Annotated in this window: 22 protein-coding genes; 17 read left to right on the plus strand and 5 right to left on the minus strand. The window is 69.5% G+C overall.

Going from position 1 to position 22,553, the window contains the following annotated elements; genetic code table 11:
• Positions 1-8 precede the first annotated feature (8 nt).
• Positions 9-1,421: a family 43 glycosylhydrolase gene (locus ABN611_RS14720; protein WP_350280430.1), complete on the minus strand. Its 1,413-nt coding sequence runs from the start codon at positions 1,419-1,421 to the stop codon at positions 9-11.
• A gap of 117 nt (positions 1,422-1,538) precedes the next feature.
• Positions 1,539-1,745: a hypothetical protein gene (locus tag ABN611_RS14725; RefSeq protein ID WP_350280431.1), complete on the minus strand. Its 207-nt coding sequence runs from the start codon at positions 1,743-1,745 to the stop codon at positions 1,539-1,541.
• A gap of 143 nt (positions 1,746-1,888) precedes the next feature.
• On the opposite strand from ABN611_RS14725, the gene ABN611_RS14730 reads away from it, so the two are divergent.
• The 16 genes from ABN611_RS14730 (at position 1,889) to ABN611_RS14805 (ending at position 17,951) form a co-directional block, all read left to right on the plus strand.
• A complete protein-coding gene (locus ABN611_RS14730; protein WP_350280432.1) occupies positions 1,889-2,113 on the plus strand; it encodes a hypothetical protein in 225 nt (74 codons plus the stop codon).
• Positions 2,114-2,142: 29 nt separating this feature from the next.
• Positions 2,143-4,785, plus strand: coding sequence for a hypothetical protein (locus ABN611_RS14735; RefSeq protein ID WP_350280433.1), 2,643 nt, complete (start codon positions 2,143-2,145; stop codon positions 4,783-4,785).
• A gap of 303 nt (positions 4,786-5,088) precedes the next feature.
• Positions 5,089-5,322, plus strand: coding sequence for a hypothetical protein (locus tag ABN611_RS14740; RefSeq protein ID WP_350280434.1), 234 nt, complete (start codon positions 5,089-5,091; stop codon positions 5,320-5,322).
• Between the two features lie 144 nt (positions 5,323-5,466).
• On the plus strand, positions 5,467-6,810 hold the full coding sequence (locus ABN611_RS14745; protein ID WP_350280435.1) for an FGGY-family carbohydrate kinase: 1,344 nt from the start codon (positions 5,467-5,469) through the stop codon (positions 6,808-6,810).
• Complete coding sequence (locus ABN611_RS14750) at positions 6,807-7,424, plus strand: histidine phosphatase family protein (RefSeq protein ID WP_350280436.1); 618 nt, start codon at positions 6,807-6,809, stop codon at positions 7,422-7,424. The genes ABN611_RS14745 and ABN611_RS14750 overlap by 4 nt, the downstream gene beginning before the upstream one ends.
• Positions 7,421-8,221, plus strand: coding sequence for a DeoR/GlpR family DNA-binding transcription regulator (locus tag ABN611_RS14755; protein WP_350280437.1), 801 nt, complete (start codon positions 7,421-7,423; stop codon positions 8,219-8,221). The genes ABN611_RS14750 and ABN611_RS14755 overlap by 4 nt, the downstream gene beginning before the upstream one ends.
• Before the next feature lie 12 nt (positions 8,222-8,233).
• Positions 8,234-9,694: an FGGY family carbohydrate kinase gene (locus tag ABN611_RS14760; RefSeq protein ID WP_350280438.1), complete on the plus strand. Its 1,461-nt coding sequence runs from the start codon at positions 8,234-8,236 to the stop codon at positions 9,692-9,694.
• The gene (locus ABN611_RS14765) at positions 9,691-10,710 is read left to right on the plus strand and encodes a 2-hydroxyacid dehydrogenase (RefSeq protein WP_350280439.1); all 1,020 of its coding nucleotides are present in this window, start codon (positions 9,691-9,693) and stop codon (positions 10,708-10,710) included. Before ABN611_RS14760 ends, ABN611_RS14765 begins: the two co-directional genes overlap by 4 nt.
• Positions 10,711-10,722: 12 nt before the next feature.
• Positions 10,723-11,418, plus strand: a complete 696-nt coding sequence (locus tag ABN611_RS14770; protein ID WP_350280440.1) for an MgtC/SapB family protein — start codon at positions 10,723-10,725, stop codon at positions 11,416-11,418.
• Between the two features lie 230 nt (positions 11,419-11,648).
• Positions 11,649-12,449, plus strand: a complete 801-nt coding sequence (locus ABN611_RS14775) for an inositol monophosphatase family protein (protein WP_350280441.1) — start codon at positions 11,649-11,651, stop codon at positions 12,447-12,449.
• Positions 12,446-13,396, plus strand: a complete 951-nt coding sequence (locus ABN611_RS14780) for a sugar ABC transporter permease (protein ID WP_350280442.1) — start codon at positions 12,446-12,448, stop codon at positions 13,394-13,396. Before ABN611_RS14775 ends, ABN611_RS14780 begins: the two co-directional genes overlap by 4 nt.
• Positions 13,393-14,205 carry a carbohydrate ABC transporter permease gene (locus ABN611_RS14785; protein WP_350280443.1) on the plus strand — a complete coding sequence of 271 codons (813 nt, stop codon included), beginning with the start codon at positions 13,393-13,395 and terminating at the stop codon, positions 14,203-14,205. The genes ABN611_RS14780 and ABN611_RS14785 overlap by 4 nt, the downstream gene beginning before the upstream one ends.
• Positions 14,206-14,207: 2 nt before the next feature.
• Positions 14,208-15,527, plus strand: a complete 1,320-nt coding sequence (locus ABN611_RS14790) for an ABC transporter substrate-binding protein (protein WP_350280444.1) — start codon at positions 14,208-14,210, stop codon at positions 15,525-15,527.
• On the plus strand, positions 15,524-16,198 hold the full coding sequence (locus tag ABN611_RS14795) for a glycerophosphodiester phosphodiesterase family protein (protein ID WP_350280445.1): 675 nt from the start codon (positions 15,524-15,526) through the stop codon (positions 16,196-16,198). Before ABN611_RS14790 ends, ABN611_RS14795 begins: the two co-directional genes overlap by 4 nt.
• A 157-nt stretch (positions 16,199-16,355) precedes the next feature.
• Entirely contained in the window at positions 16,356-17,552 is a 1,197-nt protein-coding gene (locus tag ABN611_RS14800; protein WP_350280446.1) for a Gfo/Idh/MocA family oxidoreductase, read from the plus strand.
• Positions 17,553-17,612: 60 nt separating this feature from the next.
• On the plus strand, positions 17,613-17,951 hold the full coding sequence (locus ABN611_RS14805; RefSeq protein WP_350280447.1) for a VOC family protein: 339 nt from the start codon (positions 17,613-17,615) through the stop codon (positions 17,949-17,951).
• Here ABN611_RS14805 and ABN611_RS14810 read toward each other — a convergent pair whose 3' ends face one another.
• From ABN611_RS14810 to ABN611_RS14820, 3 genes are all read right to left on the minus strand, one after another.
• Positions 17,952-18,536 (minus strand): hypothetical protein, encoded by a 585-nt coding sequence (locus ABN611_RS14810; RefSeq protein ID WP_350280448.1) that lies wholly within the window; start codon positions 18,534-18,536, stop codon positions 17,952-17,954.
• 82 nt (positions 18,537-18,618) lie between these two features.
• The gene (locus tag ABN611_RS14815) at positions 18,619-19,029 is read right to left on the minus strand and encodes a hypothetical protein (protein WP_350280449.1); all 411 of its coding nucleotides are present in this window, start codon (positions 19,027-19,029) and stop codon (positions 18,619-18,621) included.
• A complete protein-coding gene (locus ABN611_RS14820; protein ID WP_350280450.1) occupies positions 19,026-19,715 on the minus strand; it encodes a GntR family transcriptional regulator in 690 nt (229 codons plus the stop codon). The genes ABN611_RS14815 and ABN611_RS14820 overlap by 4 nt, the downstream gene beginning before the upstream one ends.
• 121 nt (positions 19,716-19,836) lie before the next feature.
• Between ABN611_RS14820 and ABN611_RS14825 the strand changes: the two genes are divergently transcribed.
• Complete coding sequence (locus ABN611_RS14825; protein ID WP_350280451.1) at positions 19,837-22,551, plus strand: UxaA family hydrolase; 2,715 nt, start codon at positions 19,837-19,839, stop codon at positions 22,549-22,551.
• The last annotated feature ends 2 nt before the right edge of the window (positions 22,552-22,553 follow it).

Raw genomic sequence — 22,553 nt, forward strand, 5'->3', positions numbered from 1 at the left:
ACAGACTGTCAGTACACCTCGATGCGGTCCAGGCTGATTACTGTGCTGGTGGATGCTGGGTTCTTGTCGCCGGTTACTCGGACCCGGAGGGTGTGGGTGCCGGCGGGCAAGGTGGGGGTGATGTACATGAGTTGTTCGCCGACGCGGATCGAGCTGTAGTAGTCGATGCGTTGTTCGGGGCCGCCGTCGACAGAGATGGCGGCGATGCCGTTGCCTTTGTCCGCGACGCTCAGCAGGGCTGCGCGGGTGCCGGTGAAGGTGATCGTCGCCGTCGCGTTGGGCTCCCAGCTCCAGTGGTCGTTGCCCCAGAAGCACTGGTTGCCGCAACCGGAGCCGGAGCTCCACGCGCCGGTGTACGCGACCGCGGCGTCGGTGTCGTTGATCCAGTAGTTCGCGGAGCCGGGGTCGCCCGACGGCAGGTTCTGCGTCGCGCCGGCCGCGAGCGGGCGGCCGAGGTTCGGCGTACCGTCCGCGTTCCAGGTGATCTTCTGCGCCCGCGTCGTCCGGAACGAGTACGTGTAGGTGCTGGTGTTCTTGCCGTGGTACGCGATCCAGTCCTCGGTGCCGTCCGGTGACTTGAAGAACGAATGGTGCCCGGGGCCCCAGACGCCGGTCGCGTCGTTGCGGGAGAAGATCGGGCCCGGGTGCTGCACCCAGTTCGACGCGACCATCGGGTCGGCGCCGTTCGCGATGCTCTTCGTCCACAGCTGGTAGTCCGGCTTGCCGGTGTCGCACGTCGAGTAGGTCAGGAACGTCCGCGTCGCGCCGTACAACGGGGTCGGTCCCTCGCGGACCTCGGTGCAGCCGCCGTCCGCCGGGATCGCGACCCGGCCGCCGGTCGCCGTCCACGGGTTGCTCATCCGGACGATGTACAACTGTGCCGGCCCGCCCTGGCCGCGACCCGGGCCGGTCCAGACGAAGTACTGCTGCCCGTTCACCGTGATCGGCTCGCCGTCGATCGCGTACTCGCCGAAGTCCGCGATCTTCGCCTTGAACGTGTACGGCCCGAGCGGGTCGTCGCCGGCCGACTCGAGCACGTACATCCGGTGGTTCGCGTCCACGCCGTCCGAGGCCGTGTAGTAGATGTACCAACGGTTTCCGACGTGCCGGAAAGCGGGTGCCCACATCTGCTTGTTGCGACTGGCATCCGAATCCCGCCACACCACCTGCTCGGGTTGCACGAGCAGTGTCGCCAGGCTGGTGGACGACCAGATCCCGATCCGGTCGCCGCGCGTGGTCGCGACGTAGTACCTGCCGTTGTGGAACATCAGCGACGGGTCGGCCGACGGATTCACCGGATTCCGGAACGTCTGCGACGTCACTGCGATCTCCTGCGGCTCGGCTGCTGGGGCGGTCGACGGCAGTACGCCGGTGAGCAGCACGGCGGTCGTCGCGATCAGGGCGGCACGGAACAACCTCATGACACACCTCTCGAAACCTGGGGGCGGACCGGTCTCGCCTACGGTTGTACCGTCTCTTTACCATCGTTGTAAACGGTTCATACCAGGTTCGAACGCTCCGCCGCACCAGGTCTGGGATCAGCGCTCGTTCTGAACTGCCTTCTGTGCGGCCTTGACGGCCTTCTGCGCCTTGTTGATGTTGTCGGCGCTGGACTTCAGGGCTTCCTTGTAGCCCGGCATCCCGCGCAGCTCGGCCAGGTCCTTCTGGTGCTGCTTCGCGCCCTTGAGCTGCTCCTGCGCCGCCTCGAGCTGCTGTGCCGGGCTCGGCTTGCGTCCCCATCCCATGATGAATCCCCTTCGTCGGGTCGTGCTGACGTGGGCTCTGACGACGCGGGCCAACCCTGTGGTTCCGGGTTTCCCAGCTATTCGATCCACGTCGAAAGGCGGCCTTCCGGAACCCGGGGCAGAGGTATGGCGTCGTACCGCACATGAAGCTCAAGGTGCGGGTCGTGCACTACCGGCGCGACTGCTGGTACGCCGACATCGACGACGCCGAGGACCGGCAGCCGGACGACCCCTTCTGGTACGCCGACTGCCGCACGCAGGCCGAGGCCATCGCGCTCGCCTGTTCCCAGCTCGCCGCCCTCGACCGGCGCCTCGCCGCGGGCGCCTTCCCGCACCGCATCAGCGAGACCCGGGCGCAGGTCGCCTGAGGGACCCCGGGCCCCGCTACGTTGGGGCGATGCTCGGGGAATCGGACGGCACCAGGGGCGCGGCCACGATCGAGCAGATCGGCCGCCGCCGGACCTTCACCAGGACCCTCCAACTCGCCATCGTCCTCCTGATCGTGCAGGTGCCGATGCGCGCCGCGGTGCACGCGGCGGCCGGTTCGCCGGCCGGCTGTGAGGTGCCCGGCCGGCTGTCGATCCTCGTCGACGCGGCGTTCGCGACGGCGTACGTCTACGCGGCGTACCGCGCGTACAAGTACGTCAAGTTCCTGAACCACCAGTCCTGGCCGCGGATCGCCGCCTTCGGGGCGTGGGCCGTCCTGATCGCGGCCCTGCTCGACGGCGTCGAGGGCGTGCGACTCTGGCGTGACTTCGGATCCGCGCCGTGCGCCGACCTCTCCGCGGGGTGGATCACCTGGCTGATGCGCGTCGTCTGGCTGATCGGCGCGCTGAATCTCGCCGTCTGCCTGCTCGCGTCGAGCCGCTTCGGCCAGCAGACCTGGTACGGCGTCCAGCCGACGCCGCCCGTGACGTTCCGGCGGTCCAAGCGCGACGCCAAGGACGCCGGCCGGCTGGTCATCACCTGCTCCGGCGGCGGCATCCGCTCGGCGTCGTTCTGCCTCGGAGCACTGCAACTGCTCTGCGAGCGCGGCCTGTACGACAAGGCGTCGACCGTCATCGGCGTCAGCGGCGGCGGCTACATGGCGGCCGCCTTCCATGTACTCCGCCGTACCTGCACGGACCCGTTCTCGCCCGGATCGCCCGAGCTGGCGCGGTTGCGCCGCCAGACCCGCTACCTGCTGTCCGGCGGCCGCGCGATGTTCCGCGCCGCGTTGTCGGTGCTTTTCGGCCTGATCGTGAACCTGTTGCTGATCGGCATTGTGCTGCGCGCGATCGCCTGGGTGCTCGGCTGGTTCCTCGCCGACCAGAAGGTGATTACGACCGATCTCCAGGTCGACTGGCTGCCGAACGACTCCTGGGCCTTCGTCGGCATGTCGCTGATGCTGCTCGCGCTGAGCGCGCTGATGTTCCTGATCGAGAAGGTCTGGGACCGCTGGGCGCGGATGCCGGACGTCGTTCGCACCATCCTCACCACGGTCGGCAACGTGACCCTGCGGTACGGCGTCCCGGTCGCGGTCCTGCTGCTCGGTGTCCCGGGAGGCCTTTATCTGCTGGGCAAACTCCCCGGCGAGTCCGCCGACCAGCCGAGCCTGCCGTCCGCGCTGCTGGCGTTGGTCGATCCAACGAAACAGGGCGTCGCGTCGTTCAGTGCACTGGTCGTCGTCCTGATCGGGCTCGGCAAGTCGGTGTGGAGCGGGCTGACCGTCGAGGGCAAGGCGGCGACCGGGCTGCGGGCGCGGCTGGTGGTTTTCGCCCGGACCAAGCTGGCGCCGTGGGCGGGCAGCGCGATCATCGTGCTCGCGGCGATCATCGTCCTGTTGCGCTGGACGGGCGGGTACGCCACCGATCCGTCGTACCAGAAGGACTGGGACGTCGCGGTGGTTCTGGTGGCGATCGCCGTCGCGATCAAGGTGCTTACCGACGCGAACCGGACGTCGCTGCACTCCTTCTACCGGGAGCGGCTGTCGCGCGCGTTCCTGGTGAAGCGCCAGGACAACGGCGCCGCGGTCGCGCTCGACTACCACCTGCGGCTGCGGTACTCGGACTGGGCGAAGCCGCTGGACGGCGGTCCGCAGCTCGTCATCGCCGGCGTCGCGAACGTCGACGACCCGGACTTCGTCCCGACCCAGCGCGACTGCGTGCCGTTCGTGTTCGACGCCGAGCAGATCGGCATCGTCGGGGACCGTTCGCTGCCGGACGGCGGTCAGCGCGAGACGGCCGACTACGAGCGCGAGGCCGACGTCCTGAAGCGCGAGGTGACAGTGCCCGCGGCGATGGCGATCAGCGGGGCCGCGTTCAGTCCGCTGGCCGGCCGGGTGAACGAGCGCACGCGCCCGGTGCGGCTGCTGCTCGCCGTACTCAACGCACGCCTCGGTGTGTGGCTGCCGAACCCGTACTGGAACAACCGCGGCGAGCCGGCGTTCCCGGACCGGCACGGGTTCTTCCCGAAACTCCGGCGGTACGTCGGCAGCGTGATCGACAAGCCCGGCCCGTACCGGCTGCTGCACGAGGCGGTCGGGTCGCCGTCGATGTACGAGCGCCGGATCTACGTCACCGACGGCGGGCACTACGACAACCTCGGCCTGGTCGAGGCGCTCCGCCGCATGCCCGCGCAGGTGATCGTGATCGACGCGTCGAACGACGCCGAGGACCGGTTCACCGCACTCGCCGAGGCGATCGCGACGGCCCGGATGGACCACGGCATCGAGATCGCGATCGACCCGTCGCCGATGATCCGCGGCACGAAGCCGCGCGCCGACCGCGCCTGGGCGTACGGCATCGCCACGCACCCGGTGGAGGACGACGAGGAGAAGCCGTACAAGACCGAGATCTTCTTCGTGAAGGCGGTCCTGGCCGGCCACCTGGACTGGGACCTCGAGCAGTACGCCGTCCAGCACACCGACTTCCCGCGCCGCACCACCGGCGACCAGTTCTACGACGAGTGGGACTTCGAGGCCTACCGCTCGCTGGGCCATACCCTCGCAGAGTCCCTCGTCGACCACCACCGCGTGAACGACCGCCTCAGCAGCCTGTAACACAGCGTCAAAGGGCTCGCCACACTCTGTATCCCCTGTGGATAACTGTGTGGAAAGTGGGGCGATTGCTGTGGACAACTAGCGGGGTGCCTGTGGATGGGGCAACAAATGCCGGTGCCGATGCACATGCAGTCCGGCTGGTGAGAGAACGGTTGCCCGGGCGCCCTTCCGGTGGTGGGATGGTCGCCGACCACCGGATGAAACTTTACGAAGATTTAGCCGTGACATCCGGTGCGCCGGATCGTTGATTCGTCAGACAGTTCGCCGTCAGCGGATCGCTGGGGACGCCGGAGGGACCTGCGCATGCACAAGTTCAACTCGCCGCCTGACTGGCCCGAGCCGCCGAGTGAGAGCTGGCGCCCGCCGGTCGGCTGGACGCCGGACCCGGCCTGGCCCGAGGCGCCGGCGGGATGGCGGTTCTGGCTCAACCGCAACGGCCGCCGCAGCAGCGGCCCGATCGGGGCGTACGGCGCGGTCGACGCCGGCCGGCTCGAGCTCGCCACCGTCGACCCGGCCCTGGTGCTGATGCACTCCTGATCGACAGCCAACCGACAGCTCCCGCAAGGCGTACCAGCCTGCGGGAGCTGTTCGCTGTCCGGCTCCGGCCAGGGGCTAGCGCGTTCTTATCGTCTTCTGGTGTTATGTTATCAATGTAGATAACACTCACCTGGGAGGCGTTTCGTGGGCTGGATCGGGCTCGACCTCGGCACGCAAAGTGTGCGGGCCGTGCTGGCCGATGCCAAGGGCCGCGTTCTGTCCCGTGCAAAACGCCCGCTCAGCAGCCACCGGGACGGCGTCCGCCACGAGCAGGATCCGCAGTCCTGGCTGACCGCCGTCGACGCCGTCCTCGCGGAGGTCGGAGCCACCGATCTCGAAGGCATCGCGATCTGCTCCACCTCCGGCACCTTCCTGCTGACCGATGCCGCCGGCCGCCCCGCCACCCCGGCCCTGATGTACGACGACGCGCGCGCCGCGGCCCGTCGCGACCACATCGTGGACGCCGACCCGGACCGCTGGGCGACGAGCATGCAGCCCACCTGGGCGCTGCCGAAGATCCTCGACCTGGACCTCACCGATCGCCGGGTCGTGCACAGCGCCGACTTCGTCGCGGCCCACCTCGTCGGGCACCCGGTCGCCACCGACACCAGCCACGCGCTCAAGACCGGCTACGACCTGATCGCCGAGTCCTGGCCGGCCGCGGCCTTCGACAAGCTCGGCCTGCCGCTCACCGCCTTCCCCGAGGTCGTCCGCCCCGGCACCGAGCTCGGCCGCACGCCGCAAGGCGTTCCGGTGTACGCCGGCATGACCGACGGCTGCGCCGCGCAGATCGCCGCCGGTGCCCTCACCCCCGGCGCCTGGAACTCGGTCCTCGGGACGACGCTCGTCCTCAAAGGCGTCAGCGACGAGCTCATCACCGACCCCACCGGCGCCGTCTACAGTCACCGCCACCCCGACGGCGGCTGGCTGCCGGGCGGGGCGTCCAGCACCGGCGCCGGCGTACTCACCGAACTGCTTCCGGGTGCGGACCTCGACGCCCTCGATCACGCCGCCCGCGCGCTCGGGCCGATCGACGCGGTCACCTACCCGCTCACCAAGACCGGCGAGCGATTCCCGTTCGTCGCGCCCCAGGCCGAGCGTTTCACCCTGGGCGACATCCCCGACGACCTGCACGCGTACGCCGCCGTGCTCCAAGGTGTCGCGTTCATCGAGCGGCTCGCCTTCGAACACCTGGAGACGCTCGGCGCCGACCCGGTCCGCTCGGTCTCACTCACCGGCGGCGCGACCCGCAGCGGGTACTGGAACCAGCTCCGCGCCGACGTTCTCGGCGTACCAGTCGAGCTGCCCGCCGTGCCGGATCCGGCGTACGGCATGGCGGTGCTCGCTGCCTCCGGCGGGACCGACCTGACCGGTACGGCGCGGCGCATGGTGCGCGTGGATCGCGTGCTCGAGCCGGGCGACCGGCCGCTCGACGACCTGTACGGCGCGTTCGTCGCCGAGCTCGACCGACGGGGGTACCGCGGATGAGAACCACGATCGTGCTGGCGCGGCACGGGCGGACCGAATGGCACCACGGCAACCGGTACACCGGTGCCACGGACCTGCCGATCGACGAGGTCGGCGTACGGCAGGCGCAGCAGCTGAAGGACTGGGCCGTCGACTTCGCGCCGGACGCGCTGTGGGCGTCGCCGATGCTGCGTGCGCGGCAGACGATCGCGCCGACCGCGGAGGCGCTCGGCCTGGCGCCGACGCTGGACGCGCGGCTGCGCGAGGTCGACTTCGGCTCCGCCGAGGGGAAGATGCTCAGCGAGCTGCCGCCTGCGGTGGCGAAGGCGTTCGTGCTCGACCCGGTCCGCGACCACTTCCCCGACGGCGAGGATCCGGTCGCGGCGGCCGACCGGGTGCGCGAGGTGTTCGACGAGATCGGTCAGCGGCATCAGGGGCAGAAGGTCCTGGTCGTCGCGCACAACACGCTCGTCCGGCTGCTCGTGTGCAGGGTGCTCGGCCTGCGGCTGAACGACTACCGCAGACTGCTACCTGCGCTCGGTCCCGCGGCGCTGGTGCGATTCCGGTGGCAGGACGGCACAGTGGGTCTCGAGGCGTACAACGTTCCTCCTGTGCGAATGGAGACCCTGGGATGACATCGGATGTCGACGGCGACACCACCGAGCTGAGCCGGCCCGCGCGCCGCCAGGCCGAGATCGCGGCGTACGTCGTGAAACACGGCTCGGTCTCGGCGAACGACCTGGTCGAGGCGTTCGGCGTGAGCGTGATGACGGTGCACCGCGACCTGGACGAGCTCGAGCGGCAGGGCGTGGTGCGCAAGTACCGCGGCGGCGTCAGCGCGCAGCCGACCAGCGTGTTCGAGAGCAACGTCGCGTACCGGCTGAACACCGCGCACGCGGAGAAGGCCGCGATCGCCCGGCACGCGCGCACGATGATCGAGCCGGGGATGTCGGTGATGCTCGACGACTCGACCAGCGCGCTCGCCCTGGTCGACCTCTTCGAGGACATCACCCCGTTGACGGTGGCAACGAACTTCCTGCCGGCGATCACCAAGCTGGCGCAGTTGCGCGACATCACTTTGCTGGCGCTCGGTGGGATCTACTCGGCCACCCACGACTCGTTCGGCGGGATGCCGTGCGCGGAGGCGGTCGAGGCTCTGCACACCGACCTGCTGTTCTGCTCGGTGTCCGCGGTGTCGGCGACGCACGCCTTCCACCAGGAGGAGGAGATCGTCCTGGTGAAGCGGGCGATGCTGCGCTCGGCGAAGACCAAGGTGCTGCTGGTCGACCACGCCAAGCTGCAGCGCACCGCCCTGCACCGGCTGGCGCCGCTGACCGACTTCGACGTGGTGATCGTCGACGAGAAGACCCCGAAGGACCTGATCGAACCGCTGCGCGACCACGGCGCGACCGTGGAGGTCGCCGAACTCTAGGAGGGGGAGTGCATGGACATCGGCGTCGACGTCGGCACCACCGTCACGAAGGCCGTCGCGTTCAGCGCCGACGGCCGCCCGTTGGCTGAGGCATCCCGGCCGACCAGGCTGTTGCACCACAGTCCTGGGCGTTTCGAGCACGAGACCTCAGAAGTAGTTGCCTCGGTCAACGAGGTGGTCGGTGAGCTCGCCGCGACCGTGGGAACGCGGCCCGACGTCCTCGCCGTCACCGCCCAGGGCGACGGCTTGTGGCTGGTCGACGCCGACGGTACGCCGACCCGCCCGGCGATCTCCTGGCTGGACGCGCGGAGCAGCCCGATCCTCGAGCAGTGGACGACGGACGGGATCGCGGAACACGTGTTCCGCCGTTCCGGAAACCGTATGTTCCCAGGCGCGTCCGGTCCGCTGTTGGCAGCGGTGCTCGCGGAGGAACCGGACGTGATCGAGCGGGCCGGTACGGCGGCGTACTGCAAGGACGTGGTGATGCAGGCGCTGACCGGCGTCCGGGCGACGGACGTTTCCGATGCATCGGCACCGTTCCTTGATCCCAGGACCGGTGAGTACGACGAAGAGGCGTTGGCGGCCACGGGGTTGACCGGCGTGAGTCATCTGCTGGCGCCGGTTGCTGCCGCCGGGCCCGTGGGTGAGCTGCGCGACGACTCGACCGGTCTCGCTCCCGGCACGCGCGTCTCGGCCGGTCCGTACGACCTTCCGGCCGCCGCCGCGGGTGCCGGCGTGACCGAGCCCGGCGATGCCTTGCTGACGGTCGGCACGACGCTGGCCTGCCAAGTCGTCACCCGCGACCTGCCCGTCGACGGTGAGCCCGCCGGCCTGTTCCTCGGCACCTGGACACCAGGCGTCTGGCTCCGCGCGATGCCGGCCATGGTCGGCACGGCGGCCCTCGACCGCGTCCTCGCCCTGGTCGGCGTAGGCACCGATCAACTGCCCGCCCTGCTCGCGGACAGCGCACCTGGCGCCTCCGGTGTGACTGTCCTGCCCTACTTGTCCGAGGCCGGTGAGCGCGCACCCTTCGTCAACACCCGCGCCCGCGGCACCATCGACGGCGTCTCGCTCTCGACGACGACCGCCGACCTCGTCCGCGCCACCTGCGAAGGCATCGCGTACGCCGCCCGCCACTGCCTGGAGGCAGCGGGCTGGACCGGGCGTGTCACGGTGTGCGGCGGTGGCGCCCGGAGCAGCGAGTGGACCCAGATCCTCGCCGACGTACTCAACGCGCCGCTGCACACCGCGGAAGCCGAACAGGTCGCCGCGCGCGGCGCCGTGATCTGCGCCCGCCGAGCCGTGGACCCGGACAGCGCCGGCGCCGGGTGGATCGCGGAGACCCGCCAGGTCGACCCGGACCCGGCCCGCGCCGCGTTCTACGCCGACGGCTACGCCCACTACCTCCGCCGCATCGAGTCGGCCCGCCCGCGCTGGTCCGACCCGGCACCTACCTTCTCTGGAGCCCGATGAGAACCGTCAAGACGCTGCTCGCAGGTGACCACTTCGTGCGCAACGAACTGCTCGCCTCGGCACTGTCCACCATCCCGGACGTCGCGTTCGAGTTCCGTGAGGTGACCTTGCCCTGGCCGCTGACGCCGTACGGGCGGGTGGCCGAGGTGGACGAGGCGAGCGACGCCGAGGAGCAGCTGATCGAGGCACTGGCCGGTGTCGAGCTGGCGGTCACGCAGATGGGGCCGTTCACCGAACGGGTGCTGGATGCCGCGCCGGACCTGCGCTACCTGGTCGTATGCCGCGGCGGGCCGGTGAACGTGAACGTCGCCGCGGCGGCTCGCCGGGGGATCGCCGTGGCGTCGACACCGGGCCGCAACGCGGTCGCCGCCGCCGAACACGCGATCGCGCTGATGATGGGTGCCCTGCGCAACCTTCCGCGCCTGCAGAAGACCCTGGAGCAGGGCGAGTGGCGCTCCGACCTCTACGCGTACGACGAGTGCGGCGTCGAGCTCGACGGCTCGACGGTGGGCCTGGTCGGGTACGGCGCCATCGGCCAGCGCGTCGCCCGGGTACTGCTCGCGTTCGGCGCGCACGTCCTGGTCGCCGATCCGTACGTCGACGACGCACCGGACGGCATCGAACTGGTGGAGCTCGACGAGCTGCTGCGCCGCTCGGACGTGGTGAGCCTGCACGCGCGGCTGACCGAGCAGACCCGCGGCATGATCGGCGCGGCGCAGCTTGCGTCGATGCCGCGCGGCGCCGTCCTGGTGAACACCGCGCGCGGTGGCCTGCTCGACTACGACGCGACCGTCGACGCGCTGGAGTCCGGACAGCTCGGAGCGGCCGCGTTCGACGTGTTCCCCGCCGAGCCGCTGCCGGCCGGGTCCCGGTTGCTGACGGCACCGAACATCGTCATGACCCCGCACCTGGCCGGCGCCACCCGCCAGACCGCGCACCGCGCCGGATCGATCGCCGCCGAAGCCGTCGCCGCCTTCCTCGCCGGAAAGGATCCCGCCGGACTGGTCTCGGTGTAGCCGGGACGACCCATGAAACTCGCAACCTCCAGCACCTGGACCGAGTTGCTGCTGTTGCTGATCGCGTTCGTGCTGTCGATGGTGATCGGCATCGAACGCCAGGTACGGCAGAAGAGCGCGGGCCTGCGGACCCACACGCTGGTCGGCACCGGCGCCGCGCTGTTCACCCTCGTGTCCGGCTTCGGCTTCAACGCGGTCCTCGGGACCGACGTGAACCTCGACCCGTCCCGGATCGCGGCCCAGATCGTCTCCGGTGTCGGCTTCCTCGGCGCCGGCGTGATCTTCATGCGACGGGACGTGGTCCGCGGCCTGACGACGGCCGCGACGATCTGGATGACCGCGGCGATCGGCATGGCCTGCGGGGCCGGGATGCCACTCCTCGCAGCCGCCGCAACTGTGCTGCACCTGGCAGCGGTGGGCCCGTTCGGCCGACTCGGACGGCTGCTGCCGTCCCCGGACCGGCGCCGGATCGTGACAGTGCGGTACGACGACGGTGCCGGCGTACTCCGCTCCATCCTGGCGACGGCGACGTCGATGGGGTTTCAGGCGTCGGTGATCGGCACCGAGGAGCACCGGGACGGCGCGCGCCCCCAGGTGCGAGCCTCGATGCGGTTCTCCGGCCGGGCGCCGCTGCAGGACCTGGTGCTGGCCCTGGACGACCTCGACGGCGTCAGCGGCGTCCGGCTGCGCACCGACGACGATGACTGACCCCCGCCAGAGCCCCGCCCCGAGCCCCGCCCCCGGTGCCAAACCCTCCACCTGAGGAGGTCAACCTCCGGACTGGAGGGTTGCCCCCTGAAAATTTCGGGAGGCAACCCTCCAGTTCAAGGGGCAAGCCGTGACGAGTCAGGCGGGCGTGGGTGAATGGTTGTGATTTTCGCGAGAAAATCACATGGATTATCTATACGTAACCATAGTTTGGTGATAATTTCACCGGCATGCCCGCCGCCCCGAAGCCCGTTGACCTGCGTGCGCTGGCCGTTCGGCTGGCGGTCGCGGCGGGTGCCGAACTGCTGGCCCGTCAGCGGAGTCTGTCGATCGACGCGGCCGGTGTCGAGACCAAGTCCTCGGCGAGCGACCCGGTCAGCGACGCCGACCGGGCCTCCGAGAAGCTGATCGTCGACGGCCTGACCGAGGCGCGTCCCGGCGACGGACTGCTCGGCGAGGAAGGCGCTGCAAGCGCCTCGAGCACCGGTCTGACGTGGGTGATCGATCCGCTCGACGGCACGGTCAACTACCTCTACGGCCGCCTCGACTGGTGCGTCTCGATCGCCGTCGAGGACGCGCACGGCGCGGTCGCCGGAGTCGTGCATCAACCACGCACCGGTACGACGTGGTCCGCCGCAAGGGACGCCGGCGCCCACCGTGACGACGTACGACTCGGTCCGCTGCGGCAGGCCGAGCTGCAGTCCGCCCTGGTGTCGACAGGCTTCTCCTACCTGCCCGAGCGACGGGCGCAGCAGGCAGAGGTGCTGCGAGACCTGCTCCCGGCCGTCCGCGACATCCGGCGCGGCGGATCGGCCGCCCTCGACCTGTGCTCGGTCGCCGACGGTACGGCGGACGCGTACTACGAGCACGTCATCCAGCCGTGGGACGTCGCCGCCGGCGCCCTGATCGCCCGCGAGGCCGGCGCCACCGTCGTGCGCGGGCCCGGAACGGCTTTCCCGCAAGGCATCCTGGCGGCCGCCCCAGCGGTGGCCGTCCCGCTTCGAGAGCTACTCACAAGGAGGTCGGTGTGACGATCGTGGACCTGCCGGCCCGGGCCCATCCGGACGAGCAGTTACGTGCCACCAGCAACGATCAGCGGAACCGCCGGCGACGGCGCGAGTACGGGCTGTTCGCGCTGCTGGTCGCGCCGAACCTGCTGGTCATCGCGGTCTTCGCGTACTGGCCGATCATCTACAACGCTTTCCTCAGCCTCACCGACTGGAACATGATCGCGGCCCGCCCGAAGTTCGTGGGGCTGGCCAACTACGGGCGGACGCTGACCGACCCCGGGTTCCACAAGACGCTGTGGATCACGGTCGTGTTCACCGGGCTGATCGTGCTCGGCAGCCTGGTGATCGGGCTGGCGCTGGCGTTTCTGTTCAACCTGCCGCTGAAGGGCCGCGGCGCGGTCCGGACGATCGCGTTCGCGCCGCACATCCTGTCCGGCGCCGCGGTCGCGACCATCTGGGCGTTCATCTTCGACCCCGGCTACGGCCTGATGCGGGCGCTGATCGAACCGTTCGGCGCCGAACCGCCGGACTGGATGAACAACTCCGACTGGGCGCTGCCCGGCCTGGTCATCGTCTACCTGTGGAAGAACGTCGGGTTCGCCGCGCTGATCTACCTGGCCGGCCTGCAGGGCCTGCCGAAGGAGCTCGACGAGGCCGCGGCGATCGACGGCGCCTCGACCTGGACGCGGTTCCGGTCGATCAAGCTGCCGCTGCTCGCCCCGATCACGTTCTTCCTGCTGATCACCACGGTGATCGGCACCTTCCAGGCGTTCGACGTGATCGCGGTGATGACCGGCGGTGGCCCAGGGGATGCCACCACCACGCTGAGCTGGTCGATCTACAACGAAGGCTTCCAGGCGTTCAACGCGGGCCGCGCGGCGACGCTGTCGATCATCATGTTCGTCATCCTGCTGCTCGTCACCACCGTGCAGGCCCGGGTGATGGAGAGGCGGGTGCACTACCGATGAAGACTCGCGCGCTCCAGTACGTCGTACTGGTCGGGGTGGCGGCCGTGTTCCTCGGACCGCTGTACTGGTTGCTGTCCACGGCGTTCAAGCAGCCGGCGCAGATCTACCAGTGGCCGCCGGCCTGGTGGCCGGACCTCACCTGGGAGAACTTCAGCCTGGCGTGGAAGGCCGCGCCGTTCGACCGGTTCTTCCTGAACTCCACGATCATCACCGTCGCCGGTACGGCGTTGAAGGTGGTCAACGCCGTGCTGACGGCGTACGCCTTCGCCTACCTGCGCTTCCCGTTCAAGAAGGTCCTGTTCTTCGCGGTGCTCGGCGCGATGATGGTGCCCGGCCACGTGACCCTGCTGCCGAACTACCTGACCGTGGCGACGCTCGGCTGGATCAACACCTACGCCGGCCTGATCATCCCGGGCATCGGCTCCGCGTTCGCGACGTTCCTGATGCGCCAGCACTTCCTCACCCTGCCGACCGAGGTGACGGACGCGGCCGCGGTCGACGGCGCCGGGCACCTGCGCACGCTGTGGCGGGTGGTGCTGCCGATGTCGCGGCCGATGCTGATCACGGTCGTGGTGATCACCGCCGTCGAGGAGTGGAACAACTTCGTCTGGCCGCTGATCGTCACGAACACCGCGTCGATGCGGACGCTGCCGGTCGGGCTGCTGATCCTCAAGGACGAGGAGGGTCTCGCCGCCTGGGGCACGATCATGGCCGGCACGCTGCTGGTGCTCGCGCCGATGCTGCTGATCTTCCTGATCGCCCAGCGCTACATCGTCGGCGGGATCACGGCCGGAGCTCTGAAGGGATGACGATGCTCAAACGCAGGATGTTCCTCGGGCTGGCGGCCGGCGCGACGCTGGCGGGCTGCGGCTACCGCTCGGTGGACGCGATCTACTCGCAGCCGGCCGGGACCGTGCCGAAGCAGTACGCGAACCGCACCCGGGTCGTTTTCTGGTCGTCGTACGGCGGGGTGAACGGCAAGGCGGTCGACAAGCTCGTTGCCAAGTTCAACGACTCGCAGAGCGACGTGTACGTCGAGGTGCAGTTCCAGGGCTCGTACGACGACGTGGCGCAGAAGATCGCAGCCGCGCTGGTCGCGAAGCAGGCGCCGGACCTCGCCGTGCTGTCCGACGTCACCTGGGAACGGTTCTTCCTGAACGAGGCGCTCGAGCCGCTGAACGGCTACTTCACCGACGGTTTCGGCCCGGGCGTCTTCCAGGAGAAGCTGTTCGGCGAGTACGTCGTCAAGGGCCAGAGCTGGGCGGTGCCGTTCGCCCGCAGTACGCCGATCATGTACTACAACCGGGACGCGTTCGCGAAGGCCGGGCTGCCGGACCGGGTGCCGCGGACCTGGAGCGAGCTGCGGTCGTGGGTGCCCGAGCTGGCGAAGGTGCAGTCGGGCGGCCGGTCGCTGCGGACGATCGCGTTCGCGAAGATCGACGGCGACTGGCAGTTCCAGGGGAACGTGTGGCAGTTCGGCGGCGCGTACTCCAAGGGGCTCGACGTCACGATCGACGAGGCCGGCGCGGTCGCCGCGGGCGAGTGGCAGCGGTCGATGGTGCACGACCTCGGGGCGGCGTACATGGCGAGCAGTCCGAGTACGGACTTCGCGAACGGGCTGGTCGGTGTCATCCAGGAGTCGACGGGTGGCATGAAGACGATCACCGGCAAGGCGAAGTTCGAGGTCGGGGCCGGGTTCATCCCGTCCGAGGTGGCGGCCGGGATCGCCACCGGCGGGGGCGGGATCGGGATGCTGCGCAACATCTCCACCGAGCGGAAGCAGGCCGCCGCGACGTTCCTGCAGTTCCTGGCGCTCCCGGAGAACTCGGCGTGGTGGACCACGCAGACCGGCTACCTGCCGGTGGTCGACAAGGCGCGCGAGGACCCCGAGCTGAAGAAGCTGATCGCCGAGCAGCCGAACTACGGGGTCGCGATCGCGCAGCTGGAGAATGCGCGGCAGCAGGACGCGATCCGGCTGTACGGCCGGAACGCGAACGTCCAGATCTACACCGGGCTGCAGCAGATCTATGCCGACAACGCGCAGCCGCGGAAGGTGTTCGCTTCGGTTGCCCGTCGGCTCGAGGCGATCGGCGACGAGGTGCAACGGCTCTACGAGGAGAAGGTGCTGTGATCATCACCGGCCACCGGGGCGCACTCGGGACCGAACCGGAGAACACGTTGCGGTCGTTCCGCCGGGCGGTCGCGGACGGGTGCGACGAGATCGAGCTCGACCTGCGGGTGAGTGCGGACGGGGAGCTCGTGATCATGCACGACGCGACCGTCGACCGCACCACCTCCGGGTCGGGCGAGGTCGCCGTACTGACGCTCGCCGAGCTCCGCGCGCTGGACGCCGGGGCCGGCGAGCAGGTCCCGACGTGGGCCGAGACGGTCGCCGCGGTCGACGTACGGTTCCAGGCGGAGATCAAGGCGGAGGCCGCCGTACCGCTGCTCGCGCAGTCGCTGAAGGCGGACCCGGCGCTGGCGGCGCGAACGCTGGTGACGTCGTTCCACCCGGAGATCCTGCTGGCGGTCCGGGAGGCGTTCCCGGATGCGACGACCGGTCACATCTTCGGCCGTACGCCGCCCGCGGCCGAGGTGATCACCCGCACCCGCGAAGCCGGCGCCACCTGGTCCCTCTGCGGCATCGCCGGCCTCACGCCCGAAGCGGTCGCCGCCCTCCACGCCGCCGGCCTCAACGTCACCGCCTGGCCCGTCCCAAACCCCGAGACCCTCACCAGGGCCACCGCCCTCTCCGTAGACGGCATCACAACAGACAACCCCCACCTCCTCCAGCACCCCTGACCCAACTTTGAGAACCCACCGACCATTTCGAGGCCCTCCAGATGGTTGGTGGCTTCTCAAAGTTGCCTCGAGCGGGTAGGGGTGTGGGGTGGGTCACACGTTTCAACGTGCGAATTTGTTCTTCCATGGAACATAAATGTGTGATTCGCTAGTCCGCATGGGAATCAGCATCGGTGTGGTTGGGGCCGGACAGTTCGCTCCGTCGTTCCTTCGGTTGTGGTCCGCGCATCCTGACGTCTCGGAGGTGCGGCTGACCGACGTCATCCCCGAACGGGCCGCGGAGATGGCGGCCAAGCAGGGCATCACGGTGACGCACGCGTCGTTCGAGGAGATGCTCGACTCCGACGTGGACGCGGTCGCGATCTTCACGCAGCGCTGGCTGCACGGCGAGATGGCGATCAAGGCGCTCGAGGCCGGCAAGCACGTCTACTCGACGGTGCCGATGGCGATCGAGGCGGACCAGATCGCGCGGATCATCGAACTGGTGAAGGAGACCGGGCTCACCTACATGATGGGTGAGACGAGCTTCTACTACCCGTCTTCGGTGTACTGCCGGCAGAAGCTCGCCGAGGGCGCGTTCGGCCGGGTGTTCTACAGCGAGGGCGACTACGTCCACGACATGGACCTCGGGTTCTACGCGGCGTACCAGTACTCCGGCGGCGAGGACTGGAAGAAGACCGCGTCGTTCCCGCCGCTGCTCTACCCGACGCATGCCGTCGGCAACGTTCTCTCGGTGACCGGCCAGCACGCCACGCACGTGTCGGCGATCGGCGTCAAGGACGACCGCGGCGACGGCGTCTTCGACAAGGAGATCAGCCAGTTCGACAACGACTTCTCGAACGCGACCGCGCTGTTCAAGCTTGCCGACGGCAGCATCATGCGGACCAACGAGATGCGCCGCGTCGGGTACCCGTCGCACATCCGGGAGTCGCGGCTGCGGGTGTTCGGCACCGAGGGCAGCTTCGAGCAGCTCGCGACGACCACCCTGTGGCAGAACAAGGAAGGCGTCGAGGACGTCAGCCACCTGATGGAGACCAAGCCGAGCGGCGACCTGAACGACGCCGACCTGGCGAACGTCGACCCCGCGCTGCGGGACGCGTTCCGCTCCGGCCTCTCGCCGGTGCACGACCGCTCGCGGCTGCCGAAGGAGTTCGACGGCCTGCACAACGGCCACGAGGGCTCGCACCACTTCCTCGCCGACGACTTCGTCCGCGCGGTCGCCGACAAGACCCTGCCGCCGATCAACGCCTGGGTCTCGGCCCGCTACACCCTCCCCGGCATCTTCGCGCACCAGTCCGCCCTGCAGGGCGGCGTCCAGCTGGAGATCCCGGACCACGGCGACGCCCCCGCCTGACCTGACGCCGGAGGTGTCCGTCCCGCCCGGGACGGACACCTCCGGCCGTTAGCATCCGGTATGGATCTGTTCGCCGGAATCTCCGTCAGCAACTACGAGTCCGCGGTCGCCTGGTACGAGAAGCTGCTCGGCGGACCGCCGAGCTTCCTCCCGAACGACGTCGAGGCGGTCTGGGAGCTGGGCGAGCACCAGTTCCTCTACATCGAGGTGGTGCCGGAGCACGCCGGGCACGCGCAGCACACGTTGTTCGTCGACGACTTCGAGGGCGTGCTGAAGGCGATCGCCGAGCGCGGCATCGAGCCCGCGGTGCGGGAGACGTACGAGAATGGCGTCCGGCACGCGACCTTCTACGACCCGGACGGTAACGAGGTCTCGTACGGCGGCGCGCCGGTGGCGTAGTCAGGGTTCGCGCGCGGCGCGGTAGCGGTAGAGGTCCGGGAGGAAGTTCTCGAGGTTGCCGATCTCCTCGACGTGGTGCCGGATCCACGCGTTCAGCTTGGGTCGCGGGAACGCGCGGGTGTGCGCCGTCCGGTTCAGGAACAGATGGGCCAGCGGCGTGGTGTCGCCGATCGTCAGGTGCGTCGTGTAGCGGCAGCCGGACCTGGTGCGGGTGAACTCGTTCTCCAGCCGGACGAGCGAACTGCCGAGCAAACGTTTGGTGACGACGGCCGACTGACTGTCGACGGTCTCGACCATCACCTCCAGGTCGAGCAGCATCGACGGATCCCGTCCGAGCGCCTCCTTGATGTGCAGCCTGGTCCCCGGACCGATCGGACCTGGTGTGGTCGCCTCGTACGAGATGTGGTCGAGCGGGTGCCAGACCAGGTACCGCGGCCAGGTCGAACCGGCGTACCGCATGTCGCCCGGGACGTGCGTGTACCACCAGGCGAGCATCTCCGGCGTGACCTGCTCGAGCGGCGCGTGGCTGATCGTGACGAGCGTCCGGCTGTCGTCGGACGAGTTGGAGACCGCCGCGGATTCCATCGGGCGCAACGGCCACAGGACAGGGCGGGGCGCAGGCAGGTCCATCCCGCACGCGTGCCCGCCGCGACGGAAGTCAAACGGGTCAGTCCCGTACTGCGATCAGATCCAGCTCGTCCCACCCCAGCACGCGCACCGCGAGCACCTCCCGGTGCTCGAGCTCGGCCCGCAGCAGCCGATGTACTCCGTCGAGGATCGTGATCCGCCCGTCGGGCCGCCGTACGACGTCCACCGGGTGCCGGAGGTCCGCGGCAAGGGTCCGCTCGTACTGCTCGCGGTACGTCACCGGATCGGCCGCGACCTGGCGCGGCGTGACCTGGAACGGCTCGCCGGCGTACGCCCAGAACGGCAGGGCGAGGTGATCGGCCAGCGCGGCGGCCGGCAGCTCGACCACCGGCAGGTCAAGCGCGTGCAGTAGGCCGAGGTCCCAGTGGAAGTCCAGGATGTACGCGCGCAGCTCGGGAGGTACGGCGAGCGGGAACGGGCGCCGGGTCATTCGTAGACGCGGCGCAGCCGGACCGTCATCGAGTTCTCGATGTGGTGGGTCATCGCCGCCTCGGCGGCCTGGGGATCGCCGGACGTGATCGCCTCGACCAGTGCGTGGTGCTCGGTGAGGACCTCCGGGCCGATGTCGCGGTTGTAGTGCAGCCGGAAGATGTGCAGATGGCAGTGGGTGCGCTCGAAGGCCGACCGGACCTGTTCGCTCCCGGACAGTGACGCGATCAGCGAGTGGAACCGGTTGTCGTGCGCGGTCAGTGACTTGTAGCCGGCGTAGTCGATCGACGTCGGCTCGACCGCGTTCGCGAGCTCGGCGCGCAACCGTTCGGCGCCCTCGGCGGTGATCTGTTCCGCGGCTCGCCGCGCGGCCCACGGCTCGAGCAGCAGGCGGAACCGGTACAGGTCGTCGAACTCGTCCAGCGTCAGCAGCGGCGTCGCGCGGTACCCCTTCAACGGCTCCTTGACCGCCAGGCCCTCCGACTCCAGCCGGGCCAGCGCCTCCCGGACCGGCGTCGACGACACCTGGAACTCCCGCGCCAGTCCGTCGATCGAGATCCGCGCGCCGGGCCGGATGACGTGGTCCATCAGCATCGTCTTGATGGCCTCGTACACGTCGTCGGCCAGCATCTGCCGGCGCAGCAGCCGCCGGTCCACCAGCTCGCTCTGCTCTATCGGCTCCGCCATCAGCTGTCTCCGGATCTGGTCGCGGCCTTGACCCCACCGGTCAGGTTTCGGCAGGGTAACACTGGTAATCATGCATCATGCATGATTCTGGCCGGCGCTAGCTACGGGAAGGCACGAACGAATGCTGAGGTTCGAACAGGTCGGCGTTCTCCCCGAGCCCGGGGACAACGTCGCGATCGCCTCGCGGCGGCTGGACGCCGGCACCCGGATCGAGCTGGACGGTACGACGATCACGCTGCCGCACACCGTGCTCGAAGGGCACCGCTTCGTGGTCGCCCCGGTCGCGACCGGAGACGCCCTGACCTCCTGGAACACCGCGTTCGCGCGCGCCTCCCGCGACCTGGTCCCCGGTGACTACGTCTGCACGCCGACCAGCCTCGCCGCAGTCACCGCCCGGGGTGTCGACGGCCTGCCGGACGAGCCGTCCGCGACCAACGAGCCGCTCGACCCGTACGAGCTGGACGAGTCCGCGCTGAACTTCGGTGCCCAGGTGACCAGCGTCGAGCAGCCCGGCACCTTCCTCGGCTACCCGCGCGAGCAGGGCCCGGCCGGCACCCGGAACCACGTCGTCCTGCTGGCGACCAGCTCCCGCAGCAGCGGCTTCGTCACCGAGCTGGCGCGGCGCTTCGACGGCGCGGCCGCGGGCGACGGCGTCGTACCGGTGGCGCACACCGAGGGCGGCGAGGACGACGTACCGAACAACCTGCACTTCCTGCTCGCCACGCTGGCCGGCTTCACGCTGAACCCGAACGTCGGCGCGGTGCTGATCGTCGACGCCGCGGGCGACGTCGTCTCGGGCGAGGCGATCAAGAAATTCATGGCCGAGCACCACTACCCGGCGATCAAGGTGCCGCACGCGTACTTCACCCGCAAGGGCGGCTTCGAGCACGACCTCACCACCGCGGGAGCGTTGATCGAGCCGTGGCTGCCGGTCGTGGACGCGCAGCAGCGCCAGGAGGTGCCGATCGCGGACCTGCGGATCGCGCTCCAGTGCGGCGGGTCGGACGCGTTCTCGGGCATCTCGGCGAACCCGCTCGCCGGCCAGGTCGGCGCCGAGGTGATCCGGCACGGCGGTACGGCGGTCCTCGCGGAGACCGACGAACTGATCGGCGCCGAGCCGTACGTCCTGAAGAACGTTCGCGACCTGGCGACCGCGAAACGCTTCCTCGCCACGATCAGGTCGTTCAAGGAACGCGTTGGGTGGCACGGGCACACCGCCGAGGGCAACCCGTCCGGCGGCAACGTGTACCGCGGCCTCTACAACATCGTGCTGAAGTCGATCGGCGCGGCCCGCAAGCTGCCGCGTGAGGTTCGCTTGGATCACGTCATCGACTACGGCGAGCCGCTGCCGGGCAACGGCTACGTGTTCATGGACAGCCCCGGCAACGACCTCGAGTCGGTGGCCGGCCAGATCGGCAGCGGCTGCAACCTGATCTTCTTCACCACCGGCAACGGGTCGATCACCAACTTCCCGTTCGTCCCGACGCTGAAGTTCGTCACGACCAGCGCCCGGTACGAGCGGCTGCAGGCCGAGATGGACGTCGACGCCGGCAAGTATCTCACCGGTACGTCGATGGCGGACCTCACCGCGGAGACGTTCGACCTGGTCGTGCGCGTCGCCTCCGGCGAGAAGAGCGCGGGGGAGCGAGCCGGCCACAGCCAGGTGTCGATCTGGCGGAACTGGAAGCAGACCGGGCCGCGCGAAGGCATCTCGATCACCACGGACGGGCGGATGAGCCGCAAGCTCGCCGACCTTCCTGTCGAGGACCGCGACGCGCCGCTCGACGGCCTGCCGCTGCGCGGCCTGACCTCGGACGGGCGCACGTTCGCCGAACTCCTGAGCGTCGACGACCGTCTGGTCGCCGAGGCCGTCGGCCTCATCCTGCCGACCAGCCTGTGCTCCGGCCAGATCGCGCTGCGCATCGCCGCCCAGGCGGAGTTGGAGAAGTGGGCCGGCAACGCCGTCACCCGGATGGTCGCGCTGCCGCACACCGAGGGGTGTGGCAGCAGCGGCGGCGCGTCCGAGGAGACGTTCGCGCGGATCATGCTCGGCTACCTGCTGCACCCGAACACCCGGATGGCGCTGCTCCTCGAGCACGGCTGCGAGAAGACGCACAACGACTACTTCCGCTCCCGGCTCGTCGAGGCCGGCAAGGACCCGGCCCGGTTCGGCTGGGCGAGCATCCAGGCGGACGGCGGTCTCGATGCCGTCGGCAACAAGGTGAAGGACTGGTTCAACGGCTTCCAGCTCCCGGCGCCGGCCGAGCAGCGGGGCGACCTCGGCGCGCTCACCGTCGGTCTGGAGGCGCGCGGCCCGTTCTCGGACGCGACCGCCGAGGCCTTCGCGCTGATCGGCCGCGAGATCGTCGGCTCCGGCGGTTCCGTCGTACTGTCGTCGCGCGGTGCACTGCTCGCCAATGCCGTCTTCCGGACGGCGGCGTTCGGATCGGCGGACCCGGTCGGGCCGACGATCGCGCACGGGCAGCAGTTCGCGGAGCCGGGCTGGCACGTGATGCGGATGCCGGGGACGGACTGGATGGAGACCGCGACCGGATTCGGTGCCACTGGAGTCCAGCAGATCCTCGCGCACGTCGCCGGCGGCACCTTGTCGGCGCAGCGGTTCGTCCCGGTCGTGGAGTTCAGCAACGACCCGGAGACGGTGGCGACGTACGGCGACGACCTGGACGCGGTCGCGACCGGTGACGCGGCCGAGCAGGCGCGGATCGGGCTGGACACGATCGCCGCGGTCGCCGGCCGCCGGCTCGTCCCCAAGGCAGTTGCCTCCGGCAATGTCGGTTTCCAGATCACCCGTGGTCTGCTCGGTACCTCGATGTGAAA

Source organism: Kribbella sp. HUAS MG21 (assembly GCF_040254265.1).
GTDB lineage: Bacteria > Actinomycetota > Actinomycetes > Propionibacteriales > Kribbellaceae > Kribbella.